Below are 16,966 nucleotides of genomic sequence, written 5' to 3'. Positions count from 1 at the left end.
AATGGCGAAAGTACAATATTACGGAACAGGTAGAAGAAAGACTTCTATCGCTAGAGTTAGATTAGTTCCTGGTGAAGGAAAAATCACAATCAATGGAAGAGATATAGATGCATACCTTGATTATGAAACATTGAAGAGAGACGTTAAAATGCCTCTTGTACTTACTGAAACTGAGGGTAAATTCGATGTTATCGCAAAAGTACACGGTGGAGGATTCACAGGACAAGCTGGAGCATTAAGACATGGAATCTCAAGAGCATTACTGAAAGCTGAAGGAGAACTTAGACCAATCCTAAAAAAAGCAGGTTTCTTAACAAGAGACCCAAGAATGAAAGAAAGAAAGAAATACGGATTGAAAAAAGCAAGACGTGCGCCACAATTCTCTAAGAGATAATTCTGTATATACGTATAAGAATAAAACACTACTTAGTTTAAAACTAAGTAGTGTTTCTTTTAATCTATAGATACAAACAGTTTAAATCTCTAGATAAACTTTATAAATTCCATGTATAGATTCTGAGTAACTACGGGGATGAAATATTTTAACATCAAATTTTTCTGTTGGGTATCTATAAGAGAGGCGTTACTTATGGATCTTTTAAAATAGATAGCCAAAATGGATATAATTATATATAATGTAGCTATTAGAAAAAATAGAGGTGACTTAGATGAAGGAATGGATTAATAAAAGAAACCTAGGACATTATGTGAAAACACTTATTGTTATTATATTATCTATTATATTTTATAAATTTATGGATAATATGAATGGTTTGTATGCTTCAATTTCTGTAAAAATGGAAACAATCATCAATGTGATCAAACCGTTTATGGTGGCGATAATGATTGCATATATATTAAATCCGATTGTAAGATGGTTTGAATTGGAGTTGTTAAGCAGAGTTTTAAAGCGTAATGGGAAAAATAAATACAATAGACTGATTAGTACAACGCTTATATTTGTTATATTTATATTGATTATTGTATTAACTACTGCTTTAGTGTTACCAAGAATCGCTGTAAGTATTAAAGATTTAACAAGTGCACTACCAACATTTATTGATGAAAATGAAAGTAATATTATTGCTTGGATTGATGATTTATATACCAATGATGTATATAATATTGAAAGTGAATTGCAAAAAAATATTAATAATTTATTTCATAAAGGAAGCGAAATATTTAAGGCAGGCTTAACAAATGTACTTCTTAGTATTATTGCTGCTACTTCAAAGACATTAAATATACTTTTATCTCTAGTGGTTTCCTTTTACATATTGATCGATAAGGATAAACTGTTAAAAAGTGCAGAAAGATTGTTAAGAGCATTATTTAATGATGAAAAAGTAAATAGTTTTAAAAAGTTCTGCAAAGAAGCAGACAATACCTTTGTAAAGTTTGTTATAGGTAAATCTATTGATTCGTTTATTGTTGGTTTGATTGCTTTAGTAGGATTATATTTGATGAAAAGTCCATATCCATTGTTAATTGGAATTATGGTAATGGTTTTGAATATGATTCCTTATTTTGGACCTTTTATTGGTGCAATTATTGGATTTGTTTTTGTAGCTTTTGTTAGCATGACAAAAGCATTGTGGGTACTGTTTTTTCTTATTCTATTGCAGCAATTTGATGGATTATATTTGGGACCTAAAATATTGGGAGATAAAATGGGGGTTAGCCCACTTTGGATTATATTCTCCATTGTAGTAGGCGGAAGTCTGTTTGGTGTAATCGGTATGTTTTTAGGTGTACCGGCGATATCTGTAATATTAGTAGCCGTTAAAAGATTTGTCGATAAAAGATTGGCAGAAAAAAATGAAATAAAATGCAAGAAATAAAACAAATACAATTGTGTTTGTTTTATTTTTGTATAGCTCGTTTCAAAAGAAAAAAGCCATAAAGGCTTTTTAAGATAAGGATTTCATATAAGCTACAATCAGTTCATCAAGTTGTTGGCTATAGCGGATAATTTCATGCCTTTGTAAGTTATAATGGTTGATACTGAGTAGGTCGCATAATTTTACATTTGCCTCGTCAATTTTTTTCTTTAGTTCATTTCTTGACATGTTTCTTCCCCCTTTCAAAAAATGACAAAAAACTCAAAAACACTCTTGTTTTTACAAGAGATTATGTCTAATGAAGTGATATTATGACAAAAATGTAATAAAATGTAAAACTGTTTAAAGTTATTATATAATAATATCGGAGAAAAAACAAGAGAAATAAAAAAAGGTTCTTTAAAATTTAAAAAAAGTATAAAATGAATAATAGAATATATAATTTAAAAGGAGGAAAATAAATGGAAAAATATACAGAGTTTAAGCAGATTAGTTTACCAAAATTAAATAATTTACAACCAAGACTAGAATCTACATGTTTAAAACTGATGGAAGAAGCAGGAGAATTGGCACAGGCTATAGGAAAATTTAGAGGGATGAATGGTGAAAAAGTAGATTTAAAAGAACAAGAAGTAATAGAGCTAATCAGCAAAGAGTTACTTGATGTAGCACAAGTTGCTGTATCGATGATGTTTGTATTGGAAGAAGAATATGCAATTAATATAAAAGAAAAGGTAGATGATCACATAGAAAAATTAGTAAAAAAAGGATATATCAAATTAGAAGAATAACAGAAAATGGTGGGTATAAGGAGAAAAAATGAAAAAATACGTATCAGTGTTAATACTTTTAATACTAACCTTAACATATGGTGCATGTGGAAATAAAGAAATAAAAGGCGAAGTGAAAATTTTTATCAAAAACCAAGAAAACTTTACAAAAGAAAAAGATATAGAGAAGTATATGGATACTATTTCAAAAGAACAAGAAGAGTATGTGGCAGAGAAGAAAAGTTGGATTAGAGATATAAAGAATAATAATATTGAGGATTATACGCTCACAATAGAGAAGCTAAAGATATTAGATGTATCTAAAGTATATGTAAAGATTAAGCAAAGTTATAGATATAAAGAGGAAAAATATAATATAGTGTATCCTTTATTATTGGTAAAGGAAAAAGGGCGTTGGAAGGATGGAGATCTAAATTTTGAAGAAATGAACACAACACATTTCAAAATAAAATATCTTAAGAAATCTAAAAAGTATGCAAAAAGAATTGAAAAGGTATGTGAAACGGCATATAATAATATCACAAATCGCTATGGAGAATCTATCAATGATTGTACAGTTATAAAACTGTATGAAGATGAGGAAAGATTAAGACAATCAGTAAAGTTATCTTTTGCTTGGAAATTTGCTGGATGGTATGAGTATCCAGAATCTATTAAAACAACCAAATATGAAGAGGAAGAAACCTATAGAAAAATTTTAGAACATGAGTTAATGCATAAATTCACTATAAGTAAATCAAACAATAATATGCCGTATTGGTTTACAGAGGGATTGGCTGTTTATTTTGCAAATTTCCAAAATGAATCCAAAGAATATAGTAAAAAATCAACTTACTTAAGGACATATAAGGGTCTGATAATGAATATTCAAGAGATAGAAAAAGCAAATCTTGAAAAAATGAAAGATCCTAAGAAAATTGCTAATTATTACGATAATGCTGGCATGATCGTAAAATTTATGGTAGAACAGTATGGGATACAAAAAGTGAAAGAAATTGTAGAAATATTAGGAGAATTCTCTTACAAAGAAGGTACGGGCGCTGAGGTAGATGAACAAGCCATAAAAAGATTTCATTGGATTTTGCCAAAAGTCATAGGGATTAATATAGAAGCGTTAAATAAGGAATGGGAAAAATACTTATATGAAACAGAGTGAAAACTCTGTTTTTTTCATATATTTTTTTAATACTGAATAAGATGAAATGATGAGGTATTTGAAAAAAATAAAAAGTTAAAAAAGAGACGTATATTTTGCGCAATGTAAGGAGATAGGTTTCAGGAGTCGTAGGATATAAAAGTAAAAATATTATGGATATTGAAGAAATAAAGAAGGAGAGATGTAAAATGAGAATATTTATTGTGAAAAAAAAGTGGTTATATTGCGTCATTTTTTTTATGATTTTCGCAGTTGTTGGCATTTTTTGTGTACATAAGGTATTAGAAGTTTCAAAACTTAAAACTTTAGATAAGGTAATTATAATAGATGCAGGACATGGGGGAATCGATGGAGGCACAGTAGGAGAAAACGGGAGTATTGAGAGTCATGTAAATCTTGAGATTGCATTAAAATTAAGAGAATTATTAGAACAAGAGGGTGCGATTGTATTACTAACAAGAGAGGATAATGTAGGACTATATTCTGATACAGGTACTATAAGAAACAAAAAAAATGAGGATTTAAAAAATAGAAAGAAGCTAAGAGAAGAAAGCAATGGAGATATATTTATAAGTATTCATATGAATAGTTTCCAGGAGACAAAATACTATGGGGCTCAAACCTTTTATCCAAAGAATTCTGATGAAAGCAAAAGATTAGCAGAAAGGATACAAGAAGAATTAATTAGAGTACTTGATAATGATAATAAAAGGGTAGCAAAAGAAAAGAGTGATATATACTTGTTAAAAACTTGTTCAATTCCTACAGTACTCGTTGAATGTGGTTTTTTATCTAATCCTATGGAAGAAAAATTGTTTCAAGATCCTAAATACCAAGAAAAGGTAGCTTGGAGTATGTATATTGGTATTTTAAGATATTTTCAAGAGAAGAATAAGATTTAAACAAGGATGGAGAGTGGATAACACAGTTTGTGGGTAAAATGTGCATAAAGTTTTCTTGGAATTTTAAAGATAAGTAAAATCAACAGATATAGAAACAGACAGTTATCCACATAGTTATCCATATGTTTCATTTTTTCATTATAAAAATATGTGGACAAGCAGGCAAGGAGCATGCAAGAAGTGTAGATTTAGCTTGTAAAGAAAAAAGATTTATTCACATAATTTATCCACATTCACATAAAAGGTGGATAATATTTTTACAAAGCTTCTATTGTAATAGAAAGAGATACTCTTTGCATATAATGAAATAGCAAGGAGGGGATGATTTGAAAAAAAGAATAATGTGGATTATCATATGCATTTTATTTATAACCATATTATTGTGTATAGACAAGGTTATATAAGTTAGAAGTGCACCTTAAAAGTCTTTAAAAAAGACTTTTTTTCCTTTTTTGAGACAGCAATTTTATAAATAAATAAAAAATATCAATGCTTGATACATTTTTAACAAGATAGTATACTGAAAGTAGTATAGAGGAATATGAAAATAAAATATAATGGATGAATAAATAAGGCAGATATTTTATAAAAGATTATAGAATGATTTGAAAAGTGAGATACAAAAATTTTAGAATGGAGTGGTAGGTATGACAATAATTCATGTATGTATAGGAAGTGCTTGTCATCTGAAAGGTGCATACAATGTAATTCATGGGTTGCAAAAAATTGTAGAGGATAGAAAACTAGAGGATCAAATAATAATTAAAGCCAATTTCTGCCTTGGAGAATGTACAAAGGCGGTGTCTGTAAGGGTAAATGATAACCCGATTCTTTCCGTAGATGAAAAAAATGTAGAAACATTTTTTGAAGAATATGTTCTTGGGAGGGTATAAAATTGAGCATATTAAGCTTTTCACAAGCAAATTGTAAAAACTGCTATAAATGTTTAAGAGCATGTCCTGTAAAGGCCATAAAAATCAAGAATGAACAAGCCGAAATTGTGGAAGATTTATGCATTGGTTGTGGACAATGCTTGATTGTTTGTCCTCAAAATGCGCGAAAAATTAAAAGTGATCTTTTAGAGATAAAGCATGCAATAAAAGAGAAAAAGAGAGTGATTGCAAGTATTGCGCCTTCATTTGCGGGGGCTTTCTCTATGACGGATGAAGGACAAATTGTATCCGCTTTAAAAAAAATAGGATTTGAAATTGTTGAAGAAACAGCCATTGGGGCAGAAATTGTTGCAGATTTGTATGAGGATTATGTGAAAAGCAGTAAATATGAAAATTTAATTACTACGAGTTGTCCTTCGGCCAACTATTGGGTGGAGAAATATTTTCCATCTCTGATTCCATACCTAATGCCTATTGTTTCGCCTATGATTGCACATGGGAAAATACTAAAAAACGAATATGGTATGGATAGCTATGTAGTATTTATTGGTCCTTGTACAGCCAAAAAAATAGAATCCATGAATTTTCAACATAAGGGGATCATTGATGGCGTATTGACTTTTGAAGAATTAACCAAATGGTTTGAAGAAGAAAATATGATCCTAACGGAACTAAAACCGCAGCAATTGGACAGAAAAGCTTCTAGTAGAGGAAGGGGATTTCCAATAGAAGGTGGCGTTATCGATAGCTTTATGGATCAACCGAAAAATTATGAAACCATTAAAGTTGATGGCATGGAACAGTGTATGAAAATTTTTCAGTCGATGGAAAATGGAAATATAAAAAATATTTGTGCAGAAGTGAATATGTGTAGAGGAAGCTGTGTGGGTGGACCGGGAATGCCTAAAAATGAAAACGATTTTTATAAAATCATGAAAAAAACAAAAGATTATGTAAAAAATAAAGAAGATGCTTCCATAGAAAAGAGCTTTCAAGTTAAAGATGAAATACATTTTTCAAAAAAGTTTTTTGATAGAGATTTAAAAAAGAAAAAAGCCAATGAAGAAGAAATTGTGTCTATTTTAAAAAAAATTGGTAAATATGAAGCATCAGATGAATTGAATTGTGGGGGATGCGGCTACAATACATGTCGTGAAAAGGCGCAAGCTGTTTTTGATGGTATGGCAGAATTAAATATGTGTCTTCCATTTATGAGAAGCAAAGCAGAACGTCTAACAAATGTAATCTTCGAAAATACGCCCAATATTATTATACTCATCGATGAAGAAATGCGCGTAAAAGAGTTTAATCCAACAGCCGAAAAGATTTTCAATATAAAAGCGGAAGAAATAAAAAACAAACCTATATCCGTTATATTAGATGATCGTTTATTTTTAAAAGTGAAGGAAGAAAAAAAAGATTTTATGGGACAAAAGGTTGCCTGTCCCCAATATGATGTGGTATTATTACAAAGTATTTTATACCTTGAGAAACAAAATGTGCTATTAGCGATTATGACCAATACGACATCAGAAGAAAAACATAAAAAAGAATTGGTTAGAGTAAAAGAAAAAACCATAGATGCAGCCCAAAAGGTTATTGAAAAACAAATGCGTGTAGCCCAAGAAATCGCAAGTTTATTAGGAGAAACAACAGCAGAGACAAAAATAATTTTAACAAAATTAAAACAAATAGCATTAGAAGAGAATGGTGATGAGCAATGACCTATTTTACAGATGTTGCATTTGATAGCATTAATAAATATGGAGAAGAACTTTGTGGGGATAAAGTAGAAGTGATAAAAACAGAGGACAGTATGATTATCGTATTAGCAGATGGACTTGGAAGTGGGGTAAAAGCAAATATATTGGCAACCTTAACCTCTAAAATAGCTGGGACTATGTTGATGGAAGGAGCCAGCATAGATGAGACAGTAGATACGATTGTAAATACATTGCCTGTATGTAATGTTAGAAAAATAGCTTATTCTACATTTACGATTTTGAAAATAAATGAAGATGGTAGCGTATATACGGTTGAATATGATAATCCACCCCTTATTTTCATTCGAGGAAATAGATATTATGATGTAGAAAAAAGAAGTAGTACCATGATCAATGGAAGACCTATTAAAGAAAGTAATTTTAGATTAGAGCCTGGAGATACATTGACAGTTGTGAGTGACGGTGTTATCCATGCTGGGGTAGGTGCTGTACTAAACTTGGGTTGGCAATGGGAAAATGTAAAAGATCATTTAACCCATGTAGCAGGAAAAGAAAAATGTGCAAAAAATGTTACGAAGAATTTAATTGAAGTATGTAAAAACTTATATGCCGATAAACCAGGGGATGATACGACTGTAGTTACAGTGAAACTACGAAAAGGGGAGGAAGTTGACATGTTCACGGGTCCTCCTAAAGATTCAGAAACTGATCCATGGGTTATCAAAAAGTTTATGGAAGGGGAAGGAAAGAAGGTTGTTTGCGGAGGAACTGCTGCAAATATTGTATCACGAGAGTTAAAGGAAGAAATAATTGTAAATATGGATTTTTATGATGGGGATGTCCCACCTACTGCAAACGTAAAAGGAATTGATCTTGTTACAGAAGGGGTATTGACTTTGTGCAAGGTTGTAGAAAAAATAAAACAATATATTGATGATTTAGAAATCAATACTGCATATAAGCAAGGGGACAAAGATGGCGCTTCAAAGCTTGTAAAGATGCTGATAGAAGATTGTACCCATCTAAATCTTTGGGTTGGAAAAGCGGTAAATCCTGCACACCAAAACACGGATTTCCCAATTGATTTAACGATAAAACTGAAAGTAGTAGATGAATTAATCGCATTAATGAAAAAACTAGGCAAACAAGTGAAAGTGACATATGTATAGCGAGGAGTGTAGACATGAGGAAATTTGAGAGTAAGGTACAGTTAATAAAGTATGAGGTATTAAGAGAAGTATCTAGATTTGCCATGGAAGGAACATTGATGGACAAGTATGATCAAATATCTAGAATGATCGAGCCTGGTCCAAAATCAAGAAGTAGATGCTGTATTTATAAAGGAAGAGCAATTGTTGAAGAGCGCGTAAAGCTAGCAATGGGAGGAGACAAGGAAAACCCCAATATTATAGAAGTTATAGAGACTGCTTGCGATGAGTGTCCAATTAATCGTTTTACCATTACAGAAGCATGTAGGGGATGTCTTGCCCATAGATGTTCAGAAGCTTGTCCTGTTGATGCCATTTTCCATGTTGGCCAGAGAGCTTATATCAATCAAGAGAAATGTATTGAATGTGGAAGATGTAGAGATGCATGTCAATATAATGCTGTTTCTGATGTATTAAGACCCTGTAGGGGAGCTTGTCCTACAAAGGCTATATCTATTGATGAAAATAAGAAGATTGTTATTGATAATGAAAAATGTATACAATGTGGTGTATGTATAGTAAAATGTCCATTTGGTGCTATAATGGATAAATCGTTTATTGTAGAAACGATAGATCTATTAAAAAAATCAAAGGAAGAAAAAAATCTTCATTTATATGCAGTGATTGCGCCAGCCGTTGCCAGCCAGTTTAAAGATGTAAAAATCGGTCAAGTGATTACAGCAATAAAAAAATTAGGATTTCATGATGTAGTAGAAGCAGCACTTGGAGCAGACATGGTAGCCCTTCATGAAACCCATGAGTTTGCAGAAACAATAGAAGATAAAAAGATCATGACCAGTTCATGTTGTCCTGCTTTTGTGTCTTATATAGAGAAGTGTTATCCTGAGTTTAGCAAGAATATTTCTACTTCTGTATCGCCTATGATTGCTATTTCTAGATTGATCAAAAAGATGGATCATAAAGCGAAAGTAATATTTATAGGACCCTGTACAGCAAAAAAAGCAGAGGTTAATCAAGCAGATGTGAAGGGAAGTACAGAATATGTCTTAACGTTTGAAGAATTATGTGCAATGATTGATGCTGCTGATATTGAAATCGAGAAATGTGAAGAAGATGTCTTAAACAATGCTTCCTTCTTTGGAAGAATCTTTGCACGTTCTGGAGGACTAACAGAATCTATTAAGCATATAATTGAAGAAGAAAATATTCAAGTGGAGTTCACACCGGTTACTTGTGATGGAATCGCAGAATGTGATAAAGCTTTAAAAATTGCTAAAGTAGGAAGATTACAAGGAAACTTCATTGAAGGAATGGCATGTACTGGTGGGTGTATTGGAGGCGCAGCGTCCCTTCATCATGGACCAAAGGATCGAAAAGATATAGATAAGTATGGAGAATTAGCGATTGAGAAAGGTGTTAAAGATGCCCTTAGGGTATTTAAGGTAGATGAAATTGATTTACATAGAGACTTTAAAAAACTTTAGAAAAATAAAGCGTAAACCACCTATTATAGATAGGTGGCTTTTTTGGATAGAAAAAAGAATTATAACAAATAATAGTAGATATTATAGAATGGATGAAAAGAGAGGATACTTATGTTTAAGATATTGAAAGACAAAGTCCTAGGAAAGAATGACATAAAAATATTAGGGCATTCTCAAGATATAAAATTAACAAAATCTCTTGAAAAAAATATAGAACTATTTAAAAAGATTTTTAATCCCAATGAAACGATTATTTTTAGAAAGATTGAAAGTAGACAGTGGAAGGATTTGAAATGTTGCATGATTTTTGTTGATGGAATGGTTGATAAAACGAATATTCATGAAAATATGATCTTGCCAATTATGAATAGCAGTAACCTGCAAAAAAATTTAAAGGAAAATATTTTAGATATATTGGTCAATAAAATTATCAATGCTTCAGATGTGAAAAAACAAAAAAATGTCAATGGATTAATAACAGCAATATTATCTGGGAATACAGTGGTTTTGGTTGAAGGCGTTAATGAAGCTTTAACAATAGACACAAAAAAATGGGAACAAAGAGGGATTACAGAACCTGTAGCAGAGCAAGTAGTTAGAGGACCAAGAGAAGCTTTTACAGAAACGATCATGTTAAATTTAACCCTAATAAGGAGAAAAATATTAAGTCCAGATTTAAAGTTCCAATTTAAAGAGATAGGGGCTAGAACGCAAACAAAGGTCTGTGTATGTTATATAGAAGGATTAGCAAATAAAAAAATTATTAAAGAGGTAAACAAAAGATTAGACGATATCGAGATTGATGCAATACTTGAATCAGGATATATAGAAGAATTAATAAAAGATGCGCCTTTGTCTCCATTTGCTACCATTGGCAATACAGAAAGACCAGATATTGTTGCGGCAAATCTACTTGAGGGAAGGATTGCAATTGTTGTAGATGGGACACCATTTGTTTTAACCCTTCCCTATTTGTTTATTGAATACTTTCAATCGAATGAGGATTATTATAACAATTTCATCTATTCTTCAATTAGTCGGTTACTAAGAATTTTTTCGTTTTTTTTAACAACCAGTGTACCTGCGGTTTACGTTGCCCTTGTAACCTTTCATCAAGAAATGATACCAACACCTCTTATATTAAGTATTTCAGCAGCAAGGGAAGGGGTTCCATTTCCTACAATTGTAGAGGCTTTACTGATGTTTTTGGCATTTGAAATCATAAGAGAAGGTGGGGTAAGATTACCAGCACCTATTGGTTCTACAATCGGCTTTGTGGGTGCGATCATTCTAGGGCAGGCTGCTGTAGAAGCAAGATTTGTAAGTTCACCTATTGTAATTGTAACTGCTTTAGCAGGAATCACAATGTTTTTAACTCCCAAAATGATCGGTCCAGTCATTATTATGCGATTCATATTTTTATTACTTTCAGCATTTTTAGGGTTATATGGTTATATATTTGGGGTAATTGGTTTATTCATACATCTAATGGCGATAAGAAGCTTTGGAATACCCTATATGATAAACATTGGAGATCTAAAAATGCAGGATATAAAAGATACAGCAATAAGAGCACCATGGTGGTATATGTATTATCGTCCAAAACTTATTGGCGCCAAAGATCCTGTTCGAAAGAAAAACGCTAAAATTCCTGAAAAGAGGTAAAGAGATGAAAAAAATAATATTTATTTTTTTTATAGTATTTGGTACAACGCTTATTTCTGGATGTTGGAACTATGGTGAAATTAATGATGCGGCAATCGCAGTAGGCGCAGCAGTAGATTATGATAAACAAAGAGATAAGATATTATTAACAGCTGAGATTGCTTACCCTATGATAGAACATGGAGAAACAAAAATAAAATCTGAAATGGTTAAAAGTGAAGGGAAAAATTTATTTGAAGCAATTAGAAATGCCATCCAAGTAACAGGGAAAAAATTGTCTTGGGCCCATGCAAAGGTCATTATTATTAGTGAAGAAGTAGCAAAAAATAAAGATGTACTTATTGGTATTATTGATTTTATAAAAAGAGATGCAGAATATAGAGAGAACATATCGCTGATCCTTTCTAAAGAAAAAACAGCTAGTGAAATATTAAAAACGGATACACTGATACAGGATATTGTTTCTTTTCAGTTGGAAGATATTTTTGAAAATGAGAGTGGAGTAGGAAAATATCATGTTATTTCACTGTGGAAATTTGTAGATGATTTGGCTACAGAAGGGATTTCTCCTACGCTTCCAACGGTGAGAGTGAGTGATTTCAGAGACAAAAAAATTGCTGAAATGTATGGAACAGGTATATTTAAAGGGGTAAAAAAAGTAGGATGGTTAAATGGAGATGAGACAAAATCTTTTCTATTTATTATTGATGAAATAAAGGGGGGGGTTATTACTGTAACACAAGAAACACCAGAAAAACCTGTGAAAATAGCATTAGAAATATTTAAGAACAAGACAAAGAGCAAGCCTATATATGAAAATGGTGAGATTACTATAAAAATTAATACGAAAACAATTGTGAATATAAATGAACTAGAGAATCATATCGATTTTACCAATGAAGAAGGAAGTCGTTTAGTAAAGAAAAAAGCTGAAAAAGATATTGAAAATAAAATAAAAGGAGTGATCAAGAAAGTACAAAAAGAGTATGATAGTGATATTTTTGGATTTGGGAGCATGGTTGAACGAGAATACCCTGAATTATGGAAAAAAATAAAAGACAATTGGGATCAGGTTTTTAAAGATTTAAAGATAGAAGTAAAAGCAGAGGTAGATATTAGAGGAAGTGCACTGCGATCAAAATCAATTAAGGTGGGCGATTAAATGATAGTGGTTTTAATCATATTGGGTTATATAGTCATTGGGATTATTGAAATTGTGCCATTAGTAAAAAAGAATCAAAAAAGAGAATTAATGCTTTATAGTATTTTGTTCGGAGTAGCATTTGTTATAAGTGTATTGCTTGGTTTAGGGGTGAAAATTCCAAGTCCTGCAAAACCTATCGAAAAAGTAGTGAGAATGGTAATTGGAAAATAATTAGAACAAAGAAGGCGGGATGATGAAAAAAAATAAAATAATTCTCTTTATGATATGTATAAATTTATTTTCGCTGTCGGGATGTTGGAACTACAGAGAGATGAATGAGACCAGATTGGTTACAGGATTGGCCATAGATTATGATGAAAAAAAGGATGAATATATTACTACCATTGAGATCATTAATCTAAAAGAAGGAAAGATGAAGGGGGAATTATATGAAAGCAGAGGAAAGCTTCCATTTGATGGCATAAGAAATGTTATTATGAAAACAGGAAGAAAATTATATTTTGCGCATGCAAAAGTCATTATTATTAGTGAAGAGATTGCAAAAAGAAAGATAATCTCTGTTCTAGATTATATATACAGAGATGCAGAATTTAGAGAAGATATGGGGATTGTAGTTTCGAAGGAGAAAACAGCAAGAGAAATATTAGAAAAGTATACGGCTAAGGATATAAGCCCTATCATAGGATATCATTTAGAGGATCAAATAAAATCGGAAAAAATTGTTGCTAAATATCATAGTGCACAAATATGGAAATTTATAAAAGATCTATATGCTGAAGGCGTCTCACCAACACTACCTGCTGTAAAAAATATATCAGATCAGAAGAAAACATATCCTGTTTTAGAGGGGCTTGCTGTATTTAAGAGAGATAAATTGGTTGGTTATATAAGTAATATGGAAAGTCAATCTTTTTTATGGATTATTGACCATATACAAGGAGGTCTGATAGAAGTAGACGCAAAGATATCAGAAAAACTCACACCCATAACGCTAGAAATTATCCAAAGTAAAACAAAGATAAAACCAATAGATAACGAAAATGAGCTTATGATGAAAATTGATATTGAGACAGATGTAATCATAGGGAATATTGGAGGAACAGAAGATTTTATTGGTAAGAAAGGAAGAGCGATACTAAAAAAAGATGCGGAAAAACAAATAAAAAAACAAGTAGAAGATACGATTAAGAAAGTACAAAAAGATTATGACAGTGATATTTTTAAATTTAGTAGCAGTATCAAGAAAGAGATGCCAGATTTATGGAAAAAAATAAAACCCAAATGGGATGATATTTTTAAAAGCTTAAAGACAGAAGTGAATGTAGTTGTAAATATTAGAGGAAGTGGATTAAAATCAAAACCAATAAAAGTAGGGCAATGATTTAGGAGGAACAAAAGGTGCATAAAGAGGTTATTTCTGACAGAGAAGGCATATGTTTAGTTATTTTGTTTATATCAGGGAGTACTTTAGCAATGCCAACAGGGGCTGCTGCAGGAAGGGATTTATGGCTAGCAATCCTTTTCGCAATAGTTATTGCCATACCTATTTTGTTAATATATGCAAAGCTTCTATCTCTTTTTCTAGGGAAGGATTTATTTGATATTTTGGAATATGGGTTTGGAAAAATAATAGGGAAGGGGATAGGTATACTTTTTATTTGGTTTGCTTTTCATTTAGGGGTATTGTCCATAAGAAATATTGGCGAATTTCCTGTTACTGTTTCATTACCTGAAACACCGATACCAATATTTACGCTATCTATGATAATGCTTGCTATTTGGATTGTGAAGGAAGGAATAGAAGTATTAGGTAGATGGGCAAATATTTTTGTGCTATTTAATGCACCTATCCCTTCCATGATCATATTGATGCTTATTCCTATAATGGATATAAATAATATTCAGCCAATATTATATGATGGAATAAATCCTCTTTTAAAAGGTACATTTGAAGCTTTTGCTTTTCCATTTGCAGAAACAGTCTTATTTACAATGATAGTATCTTCATTAAAGACAAAAAAATCTTCTTACAATATTTATATAAAGGGACTATTATTAGGAGGCATGCTCATTTTAGGTGTTTCCCTAACTGAAGTTTTAGTATTAGGACCTGACTTATATGGTGCTACCTTCTTTCCAAATCATGTCGTTGCAAGAAAGGTGGATATTGGAGAAACACTACAAAGAATGGAAGTTATTGTAATTCTCGCAACAACGACGGCCTCTTTTCTTAAGATGAGTGTATGTTTGTTGGCTGTTTGCAATGGGATTGCAAAGATATTTAATTTGGATGATTATCGCGGTTTTGTCACACCTATAGGGTTGCTCATGTTTAATTTCGCTATCTTTATCTATAAAAGTATAAATGAAATGACAATGTGGGCTTCTAGTATATGGCCTTATTATGCATTTTTATTTCAAGTAATATTGCCCATTGTTCTCTTTATTGTGGTAATGATAAAAAGAAATAGCGTATCTACTTAAAAAAATAACTTCCCTCGGAATAGGAGTAAGTTATTTTTTATTTTAAAACTATTTTTTACATAAAAAAATTTTGAAAGGAACTGAGTTTTGATATGTTGCAGAAAGGGTTATTATAGATATATTGTTTTATAATGGGGAGACCTAAAAAAGTGATTAAACGATCAAAATCTCTATTTTCAAAAGTATTCAATCGCTTACGAAAATTGTGCAAGGATTGAAGATCTTTCAAAATTGGGGATAGCAATTTATTATAATCCAGATTGTTCGCAATACATTTTCCAGCCATGAGACCACTCTCAATGGCATTCATTGAACCAAAACCCAAGAGACTGTCTAGAAAACCTCCAGCGTTTCCAACAAAATATAGATTGCCTAATTTTAAGGTGTTTACAGATCCAACAGTTTGTTCAATATCTCTTGTCTCCAATATTTTATAGAGCAAATGTTCTGTGTTTAAAAATTTTTTCCAATAGTAATCTAATTCATCATAAGACGTATTGTCAACGATTAAAGTAAGATTTGCTTTATATGCACTATACGGAAGTAGGTAGGCATAGGTATGTTTTGCATAGGTCGTATTGACCCATATTTTTACAACATTGGGTTTGAAATTTCCTACAACTGTTGCAATACGAGTATGTACATTAAGTGTGCTTGTCCAATTATTAAATGTGTTCGCAATTTCGTGATTACCATTTGCACATACAATATGATCAAAATCATTTTGTATATCCCTAATATTTATATATTGATCAAAAGCGATGGGAAGATTCACTTGCTGCATGATTTGATTTTCTAATGAATTTATTTCTCTATTCTTTTTAAAGATATAGCCTAAATTTCCTCGTACGATAGTGTTCTTATTCGGAGAAAGCATCATGATTTTTCTCAATGGATTAAAGGAAGTAATTTTCAAATTATAATTTTTTTCAAAGTAATCCATAGGTGTTTCTAAGTAGGGATGAAACATTCTAAGGGAGAGGACTGTATAGTCTAAAGGATCACCTATAGTGTTCTTTTTTTCAAAGATTGTTGGAGTAATTCCATATTTTTTTAATTCAAAAGCACAAGATAGACCTGATAACCCACTGCCAATGATAGCAACTTTCATCGTTTTTCCATCCTTAAGTTTAATTTTTCGTAAAAATGTTTAAACAGTATAATTAATAGGTATGCAGATAAATACATAAAAAAGGCAATCCATAGATTCATTTTTTCTCCATATATGAATAAATAGCTTGTTTTTAGGGTGATGACTTCGATGATCATATTCATACTGACAAAGAGTATGATTAATAATATATTTTTTTTAATGTTTTTTGAAAGATACTGAGAAAATAGCATTGCCACGATTGGAAAATAAATAAGACTACTGAGGATGGTTACTTCTGGATAGCCTGGATTTTCTAATGGGTATTTCCAAATATGATAGTGTAATCCTAAAATTTCTACCGTATAGTTTTCTATGCTGATAAAAAGAGCTATAGGAATAAGTTCTTTTAATCTTCTTTTATCAAGCAATATGAAAAGCAGAATGATTAAAATGATGATATTTCCATAAAAGAAAATACCTGTCCAAGTCACTTTATTCATGTTACCACCTCTTAAATACGATTTGAGACCATAAAAACAAGAAATAATAGCAGACGATCTCTAAAGTATAATATTTACTAAAATCAAACAAAATATTAT

General features: G+C 31.3%; 17 protein-coding genes. 14 read left to right on the top strand and 3 right to left on the bottom strand.

The window, feature by feature from the left end; all coding sequences use genetic code 11:
* Window position 1 precedes the first annotated feature (1 nt).
* Together rpsI and EV214_RS08825 are read left to right on the top strand one after the other, a co-directional pair.
* On the top strand, window positions 2-394 hold the full coding sequence (gene rpsI, locus EV214_RS08830) for a 30S ribosomal protein S9 (RefSeq protein WP_132244838.1): 393 nt from the start codon (window positions 2-4) through the stop codon (window positions 392-394).
* Between the two features lie 274 nt (window positions 395-668).
* Window positions 669-1,841, top strand: coding sequence for an AI-2E family transporter (locus tag EV214_RS08825; protein WP_132244836.1), 1,173 nt, complete (start codon window positions 669-671; stop codon window positions 1,839-1,841).
* Window positions 1,842-1,910: 69 nt separating this feature from the next.
* Here EV214_RS08825 and EV214_RS08820 read toward each other — a convergent pair whose 3' ends face one another.
* Window positions 1,911-2,069 (bottom strand): aspartyl-phosphate phosphatase Spo0E family protein, encoded by a 159-nt coding sequence (locus tag EV214_RS08820; RefSeq protein WP_132244834.1) that lies wholly within the window; start codon window positions 2,067-2,069, stop codon window positions 1,911-1,913.
* A gap of 233 nt (window positions 2,070-2,302) precedes the next feature.
* Between EV214_RS08820 and EV214_RS08815 the strand changes: the two genes are divergently transcribed.
* The 12 genes from EV214_RS08815 to EV214_RS08760 all read left to right on the top strand — a co-directional run bounded on the left by EV214_RS08815 (window position 2,303) and on the right by EV214_RS08760 (window position 15,274).
* On the top strand, window positions 2,303-2,632 hold the full coding sequence (locus EV214_RS08815) for a MazG-like family protein (protein ID WP_132244833.1): 330 nt from the start codon (window positions 2,303-2,305) through the stop codon (window positions 2,630-2,632).
* Between the two features lie 28 nt (window positions 2,633-2,660).
* A complete protein-coding gene (locus EV214_RS08810; protein WP_132244831.1) occupies window positions 2,661-3,788 on the top strand; it encodes a gluzincin family metallopeptidase in 1,128 nt (375 codons plus the stop codon).
* Window positions 3,789-3,976: 188 nt separating this feature from the next.
* A complete protein-coding gene (gene cwlD / locus EV214_RS08805) occupies window positions 3,977-4,690 on the top strand; it encodes an N-acetylmuramoyl-L-alanine amidase CwlD (protein ID WP_132244829.1) in 714 nt (237 codons plus the stop codon).
* 647 nt (window positions 4,691-5,337) lie between these two features.
* Entirely contained in the window at window positions 5,338-5,583 is a 246-nt protein-coding gene (locus EV214_RS08800) for a (2Fe-2S) ferredoxin domain-containing protein (protein WP_132244827.1), read from the top strand.
* Between the two features lie 2 nt (window positions 5,584-5,585).
* Window positions 5,586-7,307 carry a [Fe-Fe] hydrogenase large subunit C-terminal domain-containing protein gene (locus tag EV214_RS08795; RefSeq protein WP_132244825.1) on the top strand — a complete coding sequence of 574 codons (1,722 nt, stop codon included), beginning with the start codon at window positions 5,586-5,588 and terminating at the stop codon, window positions 7,305-7,307.
* Window positions 7,304-8,476: a SpoIIE family protein phosphatase gene (locus EV214_RS08790; protein ID WP_132244823.1), complete on the top strand. Its 1,173-nt coding sequence runs from the start codon at window positions 7,304-7,306 to the stop codon at window positions 8,474-8,476. The genes EV214_RS08795 and EV214_RS08790 overlap by 4 nt, the downstream gene beginning before the upstream one ends.
* Window positions 8,477-8,490: 14 nt before the next feature.
* Window positions 8,491-9,960: a 4Fe-4S dicluster domain-containing protein gene (locus EV214_RS08785; RefSeq protein WP_132244821.1), complete on the top strand. Its 1,470-nt coding sequence runs from the start codon at window positions 8,491-8,493 to the stop codon at window positions 9,958-9,960.
* Between the two features lie 111 nt (window positions 9,961-10,071).
* Window positions 10,072-11,625 carry a spore germination protein gene (locus tag EV214_RS08780; protein WP_132244819.1) on the top strand — a complete coding sequence of 518 codons (1,554 nt, stop codon included), beginning with the start codon at window positions 10,072-10,074 and terminating at the stop codon, window positions 11,623-11,625.
* A gap of 4 nt (window positions 11,626-11,629) precedes the next feature.
* Window positions 11,630-12,787, top strand: a complete 1,158-nt coding sequence (locus EV214_RS08775) for a Ger(x)C family spore germination protein (RefSeq protein ID WP_132244817.1) — start codon at window positions 11,630-11,632, stop codon at window positions 12,785-12,787.
* On the top strand, window positions 12,788-13,000 hold the full coding sequence (locus EV214_RS08770) for a hypothetical protein (RefSeq protein WP_132244815.1): 213 nt from the start codon (window positions 12,788-12,790) through the stop codon (window positions 12,998-13,000).
* A gap of 22 nt (window positions 13,001-13,022) precedes the next feature.
* A complete protein-coding gene (locus EV214_RS08765; RefSeq protein WP_165916315.1) occupies window positions 13,023-14,171 on the top strand; it encodes a Ger(x)C family spore germination protein in 1,149 nt (382 codons plus the stop codon).
* Between the two features lie 17 nt (window positions 14,172-14,188).
* Window positions 14,189-15,274, top strand: coding sequence for a GerAB/ArcD/ProY family transporter (locus EV214_RS08760; RefSeq protein ID WP_132244811.1), 1,086 nt, complete (start codon window positions 14,189-14,191; stop codon window positions 15,272-15,274).
* A gap of 55 nt (window positions 15,275-15,329) precedes the next feature.
* Here EV214_RS08760 and EV214_RS08755 read toward each other — a convergent pair whose 3' ends face one another.
* Both EV214_RS08755 and EV214_RS08750 read right to left on the bottom strand, forming a co-directional pair.
* The gene (locus EV214_RS08755; protein ID WP_132244809.1) at window positions 15,330-16,385 is read right to left on the bottom strand and encodes an NAD(P)/FAD-dependent oxidoreductase; all 1,056 of its coding nucleotides are present in this window, start codon (window positions 16,383-16,385) and stop codon (window positions 15,330-15,332) included.
* Window positions 16,382-16,867 carry a CBO0543 family protein gene (locus EV214_RS08750; RefSeq protein WP_132244807.1) on the bottom strand — a complete coding sequence of 162 codons (486 nt, stop codon included), beginning with the start codon at window positions 16,865-16,867 and terminating at the stop codon, window positions 16,382-16,384. Before EV214_RS08750 ends, EV214_RS08755 begins: the two co-directional genes overlap by 4 nt.
* Window positions 16,868-16,966 lie beyond the last annotated feature (99 nt).

Origin of the sequence: Marinisporobacter balticus, assembly GCF_004345705.1 — a bacterium.
In the GTDB taxonomy this organism is placed as follows: Bacteria; Bacillota; Clostridia; order Peptostreptococcales; family Thermotaleaceae; genus Marinisporobacter; species Marinisporobacter balticus.
Note: the sequence above shows the minus strand (reverse complement) of the source record. Positions and strands in the feature narration are given on the sequence as shown.

Excerpts from the sequence above, each read along its gene's own strand:
- rpsI (WP_132244838.1), top strand. The coding sequence starts at position 2 with ATGGCGAAAGTACAATATTACGGAACAGGTAGAAGAAAGACTTCTATC.
- EV214_RS08825 (WP_132244836.1), top strand. The coding sequence starts at position 669 with ATGAAGGAATGGATTAATAAAAGAAACCTAGGACATTATGTGAAAACA.
- EV214_RS08820 (WP_132244834.1), bottom strand. The coding sequence starts at position 2,069 with ATGTCAAGAAATGAACTAAAGAAAAAAATTGACGAGGCAAATGTAAAA.
- EV214_RS08815 (WP_132244833.1), top strand. The coding sequence starts at position 2,303 with ATGGAAAAATATACAGAGTTTAAGCAGATTAGTTTACCAAAATTAAAT.
- EV214_RS08810 (WP_132244831.1), top strand. The coding sequence starts at position 2,661 with ATGAAAAAATACGTATCAGTGTTAATACTTTTAATACTAACCTTAACA.
- cwlD (WP_132244829.1), top strand. The coding sequence starts at position 3,977 with ATGAGAATATTTATTGTGAAAAAAAAGTGGTTATATTGCGTCATTTTT.
- EV214_RS08800 (WP_132244827.1), top strand. The coding sequence starts at position 5,338 with ATGACAATAATTCATGTATGTATAGGAAGTGCTTGTCATCTGAAAGGT.
- EV214_RS08790 (WP_132244823.1), top strand. The coding sequence starts at position 7,304 with ATGACCTATTTTACAGATGTTGCATTTGATAGCATTAATAAATATGGA.
- EV214_RS08785 (WP_132244821.1), top strand. The coding sequence starts at position 8,491 with ATGAGGAAATTTGAGAGTAAGGTACAGTTAATAAAGTATGAGGTATTA.
- EV214_RS08780 (WP_132244819.1), top strand. The coding sequence starts at position 10,072 with ATGTTTAAGATATTGAAAGACAAAGTCCTAGGAAAGAATGACATAAAA.
- EV214_RS08775 (WP_132244817.1), top strand. The coding sequence starts at position 11,630 with ATGAAAAAAATAATATTTATTTTTTTTATAGTATTTGGTACAACGCTT.
- EV214_RS08770 (WP_132244815.1), top strand. The coding sequence starts at position 12,788 with ATGATAGTGGTTTTAATCATATTGGGTTATATAGTCATTGGGATTATT.
- EV214_RS08765 (WP_165916315.1), top strand. The coding sequence starts at position 13,023 with ATGAAAAAAAATAAAATAATTCTCTTTATGATATGTATAAATTTATTT.
- EV214_RS08755 (WP_132244809.1), bottom strand. The coding sequence starts at position 16,385 with ATGAAAGTTGCTATCATTGGCAGTGGGTTATCAGGTCTATCTTGTGCT.
- EV214_RS08750 (WP_132244807.1), bottom strand. The coding sequence starts at position 16,867 with ATGAATAAAGTGACTTGGACAGGTATTTTCTTTTATGGAAATATCATC.